Below are 5,244 nucleotides of genomic sequence, written 5' to 3'. Positions count from 1 at the left end.
AAGCAGGACCACCGGCTCTCCGGTCCGGTGGCGGACGACGGCGGTGGCGGTCGCCCCTTGAACGACAAGCACGTGAACCCCTCTCACCGGAGGCTCTGTCGGCCCATACGCCTCGGGGATCGAGAGGATAGCCACCGGTTCGTCGTGCTTCGCACCCTCTGCCGGGACTTCCCCACATCGGGCAGGGGGCGGATTGACCCGTTCGAGTGATATCCCACGGCCGGCGGCCGGCGGCCGGACCACCGCCGTCGGCCCTCTCACCTGTCGTTTCCCTTGCCCGCGCGGCCTGTTGACGGAAAGTCATGAGTGCCGATCGCTTGCCCGGGCCGGTGCGCAGGGCTACTGTCCAACGCCGTCAGACAGATCGTCCGGTGTGGATGGACGGGCCCGGGGTCCGGTGACCGTTCGCACCCTTCGTACAAAGGATCCCCCATGCTCGACATGCGTGAGCTGGACACCGAGTCCGCGGAGCTGCTGCCCGGCCGTGAGGCCCTGGGCAAGCTCAAGTTCAGCTTCGTCAAGACCACGCACGTGACCAAGAACATCGCGCACGTCTCCGCCCACAACGAGTCGCTCGCGGCCAACGAGTGGTCCCCGTACGCGGTCGCCCAGTCGCAGGCCACCCAGGCCATCAACATCAAGCAGTAGCCGGCGTTCCACCTCCTTCCGTATACCGAGAAAGGCATCCCCCTCATGAACATGGACCAGCTCGACGCCGAGTCCGCGGAGCTGCTGCCGGGCCGTGAGGCCCTGGGCAAGCTCAAGTTCAGCTTCGTCAAGACCACGCACGTGACCAAGAACATCGCGCACGTCTCCGCCCACAACGAGTCGCTCGCGGCGAACCAGTTCTCCCCGTTCGCGGTCGCCCAGTCCGAGGCCGTCCAGGCCATCAACATCCGCCAGTAACAGCACCCGTGCGTGTGCGGACCGCGCCCGTCGTGGCGCGGTCCGTCTCGGGAGGAAGAGCAGGACGGTGACGGAAAGTCACATTGCTCACGGCCCCGGACCCACGGGAACGGCGGTGTACGGCGCGGACGTGTTGGAGCCTCCCTACGACACGGGATTCCCCGTTCCGCGGCTCGGCGCGGGACTGCAACTCCTCGGCGAGTACAAGGGAGGGGGTTTCACCGAGCCGCGGTACATCGTCCGCAGGGGCGACGGGCAGGTCGTCCAGCTGAGCCGGCTGCTGTACCTGGTCGCCCGGGCCATCGACGGGCGGCGCGACACCGAGGCCATCTCGCACCGGGTCAGCGGGCGCTTCGGCCGGGAGGTCAGCGCCGAGAACGTGCACTACCTGATCGAGACCAAGCTCCAGCCGCTGGGCGTCACCGTCCCCTTCGGCCAGGAGGACGACCAGGTCACCGGGCCCACCGCGGACCTCCTGCTCGTCCTGAAGGGGCACCGGGTCATCTTCCGCGAGCGGCAGGTCGCCCGGATCGCCCGTTCCCTGGCCTGGCTGCACCGGCCGACGGCGGTGGCACTGGTGCTCTCGGCGGCGGTCGCCATGGAGATCTGGCTGTTCGCCGTCCATGGGGCGATGACCCCGGTGCTCCAGGTGCTGGAACAGCCGGTGCTCATGCTCGTGGTGTTCGCGCTGACCGTGGCCTCGCTCGTCTTCCACGAGTTCGGGCACGCCTCCGCGTGCCGGTACGGCGGGGCCCGCCCCGGCGCCATCGGCTGCGGCATCTTCCTGATCTGGCCGTCGATGTACACCGACGTCACGGACGTCTACCGGATCGGCCGGGGCGGGCGCATGCGCACCGACCTGGGCGGCGTCTACTTCAACGTCGTCTTCATACTGGCCCTGGCCGGCGGGTACTTCGTCACCGGTCAGTCCTTCTTCCTCGCCGCCATCTACCTGGCCCACTTCGAGATCATCGAGCAGCTGATGCCGGCCGTCCGGCTGGACGGCTACTACATCCTCGGTGACCTCGCCGGCGTCCCGGACCTCTTCGGCAAGATCAAGCCGATCCTGCGGAGCATGCTGCCGGGCCGCCCGGTACCCCCGGAGGTCTCCGACCTCAAGCGCTCCGCCCGGATCATCGTCACCACCTGGGTGCTGACGATGGTGCCCCTGCTCATGGCCGAGCTCGGCTATGTGCTGTGGAACCTGCCCCGTCTGCTCGAGACGAGCCTGCGCTCCCTGGTCGAGCAGCTGACCGGGACCGGTTCGGCCTTCGCCGACGGCCAGTTCGCCGCCGGGACGGTCGGGGTCGTCGGCAGCCTCATGCTGATCTGCCCCCTGGCGGGGGCGGCCTATCTGTCGGTACGCCTCGGGGGCCGGCTCGTCCGCTACGTCGTCCGCGCCACGGAGGGGAATCTCCGGCTGAGGCTCCTCATCGGCGGGGCCACGCTGGCCGGAGGTGCTGCGCTGTGCGCCGCGTGGGTGGGCGGGGTGACCCCCCAGCCGCTGCCGCCGCAGCCGCCGATCGCCCCCATCCTGCAGCCCGGGGTTCCCGAGATCCGGCCCCTGCGCCCCGTCGCCCCCGCGCCGCTGCCCAGCGTCACCGCACCTCCGGTGAACCTGGCCGCGAGCGAGCCGCCGGCGACCGAGCTCTCCGCCACCCCGTCGGAGTCCGGCTCCGCCGACGCCTCCGCGTCGGCGAGCGGCAGTCCCTCGCCGGCCAAGTCGCCCAGCCCGCGGGCGACCCGCAGCGAACCGGAACCCAGCAGCACCCGGACCACTGCCACGGCGGGGCCCAGCCCGTCCGCGAGTTCGTCCACCCCCGGGCCGTCGGAGTCGCCGACGCCCTCGGAGCCCCCCATCCCGAGCTTCACCGTGTCCTTCCCCGCGCCCCTGCCGACCTGACGCGGAAATCGCTCAGCCCCCTTTCCCCCGCCCCTTCCCCCCTTCCGCCTTCCCTCTTCCCCCCGACATTCCTTCCATCCGTACAGGAGAAGTCCGTGACGCACCGAAAGCCCCGCACCAGTACGGTGGGCCGCAAGGCCGTCCGGCTGGGCATGCTGACCACCGTCGGCCTCGTCGCCTTCGCCACCGCGGCCCCGGCCGGCGCGGCATCGGGGTCGCGCATCCCGCGTTCCGTCGGCACCGCCGTGGACGAGGCGCACACCCTCGCCAACCGGGCGCACCCGGTCCAGTACGACGAGGAGTTCTCGGTCCACCGGTTCGGGCCGCTCATCGCGGCCACCGCGCACAACCGGGCGGTCGCCGCCTCCGTCGGCTGCTCGCTCTCCCGCCCGTGCCGTTCGATCGCCCTCTCCTTCCAGATCGTCACCACTTCCGGTGTCGACATCCGGCGGGTCACCGCCACGAACATCAGCCGCGCCGTCAACCAGCACTGCACCGGATGTCAGACCTTCGCGGGCGCCTACCAGTTCATCGTGGCGACCCCGCGGCCGCTCACCCTGAGCGCGCGCGACCGGGACCGGCTCGCCGACATCCGGCGCCGGGTGGCCGAGCTGAGGCGGTGCGGCGACCCGATCTCCGAGATCGAACGCCGTGCGGACGCGCTCGCCGCCGAGGTCAGGGCCGTCCTCGACCGCGCCGCGGCCGCGGTCCCGGCAGGGGCCGGCGCCAGTCCGCTGCGGGAGTTCCGGCCCACCGTGACCATGCACCGCCACGTCAGCTGACGCCCCACCGCTTCCGGGCCGGGGACACGTCCCTCACCTCCCCAAACCCCCAGACGGGTCCCCGGCCCGGGACCACGACCGGCCTTCCGGAGGCATGAAGTGCCCAGACGATACCCACCCGAGCTGCGCCGCAAGGCCCTCGATCTGCTGGCCGCCGGCGAGCCCGTGAAGAAGGTCGCCCTGGACCTCGGCCTGGGCGACCAGACGATCTACCAGTGGCGGCGCACACATCTGCCGCACCTGGGACGGCCGCGGCGCGCGGCCGTCGGCGGCGCCGAACTCAACGCCGCGCACAGGCGCATCGCCGAACTGGAGACCGAACTCGCCGTCCACCGGCGGGTCACCGAACTGCTGCGCGATGTGGTGTCCCCAAAAGGCGTTTCGAGGCCGTGCACATGATGGCCGGTGAAGGACTCCCGATCCGGACCGCGACGCGCGTTCTCGGGATCTCGGAATCGGGGTACTTCACCTGGCGCAGCCGGCCCCCCTCGGCCCGCGCCTCACGGCACCTGTGGCTGACGGACCTCATCACCTCCATCCACGCCGCCTCCCGCGGCACCTTCGGATACCGGCGGATCCACGACGAGCTCACCCTGCGGCACGGCATCCCCATCAGTCACGGCACGGTGGAGCTGCTCATGCGGCGCGCCGGGCTCCAGGGCCGGCCCGGTGTCCCCGACCGGCTCTGGGTGACCGACGCCGTCGAACTGCCCACCCGGCAGGGCGAGCTGCTGTGCGTGGTCGTGCTCGACGCCCACGCACGGCGGCTGATGGGCTGGAGCACGGGTTCCGCACCGGCCGCCGCGGTGGCGGCGGATGCCCTGAGCAGGGCCGTCCTGCGGCACTCCGTCCACCCCGGGCCCCGGCCCGAGGGACGCTTCACCACGCTCGTCTTCACCCAACGCGCGCACGCCCGAGGGCTGGCGCCCCCCACCGGACTGGTCGCCGACCGGAACGACCACGCCGTGATCGGAGCCTTCTGGGCCCGGGCGCAGACGGAACTCCTGGGCCACCGCGAATGGCACAGCCGGCTCGACCTCACCACCGCCCTGTCCGACTACTTCGAGGGGACCCGATCATGACCGTGGAACGACCGACACCCCCGTTGCCGATCTCCTACCTGCTGCGGTCCCAGATCCGTCCGGGTCAGCCCCTGCCGCCCACCCAGGCGCACCAGGTCATGCTGCACTGCGCCCTCGACGCCGCCGGCGTCCCGGTCCGCCGGGACGACGCGGACGCCGTGGCCCGGATCGCCGAACTCGACTACGCGACCGTCAACGCGGTGATCGGCTGGCTGCGCGTCATGAGATCGGCGGCGTGCTGAATGCCCGGGACCGCCCCCGCGGGCCGGTGGCTGCCGCGCCTGGCGTACGGCGGCGCGCTGCTGAGCGCGCTGACGGCACACCGGTTCGAGCGCGCACCGGCGCACCGTTCCGCACGCCGGGGTGCCGAGCCGATGGCGGCGCTGTGCGGCCTGGACCAGAGGGGTTTCCTGCTCCGGTGCCACGTCGCCGGCCGCGTTCCGCCGGGGAGCACCCCCGCTCCGTGACCTATGACCCGGTGGGGCTGCGGAGGAGGGATTCGACGAGGGCGGCGACGTGCCGCCGGTCGGCCTCGGAGAGCCGCTGGACACTGGCGATGAGGGTGGCCACT

At 71.7% G+C, this 5,244-nt stretch carries 9 protein-coding genes and 1 pseudogene; 9 read left to right on the top strand and 1 reads right to left on the bottom strand.

What is annotated here, in order from left to right:
- The 9 genes from AB0F62_RS42370 to AB0F62_RS42330 form a co-directional block, all read left to right on the top strand.
- Positions 1–210, top strand: a 210-nt coding sequence (locus AB0F62_RS42370) for a hypothetical protein (RefSeq protein ID WP_361812152.1), incomplete at its 5' end; no start/stop codon positions are given.
- A 222-nt stretch (positions 211–432) separates the two neighbouring features.
- Positions 433–648 carry a hypothetical protein gene (locus AB0F62_RS42365; RefSeq protein WP_361812149.1) on the top strand — a complete coding sequence of 72 codons (216 nt, stop codon included), beginning with the start codon at positions 433–435 and terminating at the stop codon, positions 646–648.
- 45 nt (positions 649–693) lie between these two features.
- Entirely contained in the window at positions 694–906 is a 213-nt protein-coding gene (locus AB0F62_RS42360; protein WP_361812146.1) for a hypothetical protein, read from the top strand.
- A gap of 130 nt (positions 907–1,036) precedes the next feature.
- Positions 1,037–2,809 (top strand): hypothetical protein, encoded by a 1,773-nt coding sequence (locus tag AB0F62_RS42355; RefSeq protein ID WP_361812143.1) that lies wholly within the window; start codon positions 1,037–1,039, stop codon positions 2,807–2,809.
- Positions 2,810–2,904: 95 nt separating this feature from the next.
- Positions 2,905–3,591, top strand: coding sequence for a hypothetical protein (locus AB0F62_RS42350; protein WP_361812140.1), 687 nt, complete (start codon positions 2,905–2,907; stop codon positions 3,589–3,591).
- A gap of 99 nt (positions 3,592–3,690) precedes the next feature.
- Positions 3,691–3,990: a transposase gene (locus AB0F62_RS42345; protein ID WP_361812137.1), complete on the top strand. Its 300-nt coding sequence runs from the start codon at positions 3,691–3,693 to the stop codon at positions 3,988–3,990.
- Positions 3,987–4,673 (top strand): IS3 family transposase, encoded by a 687-nt coding sequence (locus AB0F62_RS42340; RefSeq protein ID WP_361812134.1) that lies wholly within the window; start codon positions 3,987–3,989, stop codon positions 4,671–4,673. The genes AB0F62_RS42345 and AB0F62_RS42340 overlap by 4 nt, the downstream gene beginning before the upstream one ends.
- Positions 4,670–4,915, top strand: a complete 246-nt coding sequence (locus AB0F62_RS42335; protein ID WP_361812131.1) for a hypothetical protein — start codon at positions 4,670–4,672, stop codon at positions 4,913–4,915. The genes AB0F62_RS42340 and AB0F62_RS42335 overlap by 4 nt, the downstream gene beginning before the upstream one ends.
- Positions 4,916–5,140: a hypothetical protein gene (locus AB0F62_RS42330; RefSeq protein WP_361812128.1), complete on the top strand. Its 225-nt coding sequence runs from the start codon at positions 4,916–4,918 to the stop codon at positions 5,138–5,140.
- 1 nt (position 5,141) lies between these two features.
- Here AB0F62_RS42330 and AB0F62_RS42325 read toward each other — a convergent pair.
- Positions 5,142–5,244 (bottom strand): annotated as a pseudogene (locus tag AB0F62_RS42325) (XRE family transcriptional regulator); the annotation flags it as partial.

The sequence above is a fragment of the Streptomyces sp. NPDC026673 genome (genome assembly GCF_040638135.1).
Classification (GTDB): Bacteria; Actinomycetota; Actinomycetes; order Streptomycetales; family Streptomycetaceae; genus Actinacidiphila.
Note: the sequence above shows the minus strand (reverse complement) of the source record. Positions and strands in the feature narration are given on the sequence as shown.

Excerpts from the sequence above, each read along its gene's own strand:
- AB0F62_RS42360 (WP_361812146.1), top strand. The coding sequence starts at position 694 with ATGAACATGGACCAGCTCGACGCCGAGTCCGCGGAGCTGCTGCCGGGC.
- AB0F62_RS42365 (WP_361812149.1), top strand. The coding sequence starts at position 433 with ATGCTCGACATGCGTGAGCTGGACACCGAGTCCGCGGAGCTGCTGCCC.
- AB0F62_RS42340 (WP_361812134.1), top strand. The coding sequence starts at position 3,987 with ATGATGGCCGGTGAAGGACTCCCGATCCGGACCGCGACGCGCGTTCTC.
- AB0F62_RS42330 (WP_361812128.1), top strand. The coding sequence starts at position 4,916 with ATGCCCGGGACCGCCCCCGCGGGCCGGTGGCTGCCGCGCCTGGCGTAC.
- AB0F62_RS42335 (WP_361812131.1), top strand. The coding sequence starts at position 4,670 with ATGACCGTGGAACGACCGACACCCCCGTTGCCGATCTCCTACCTGCTG.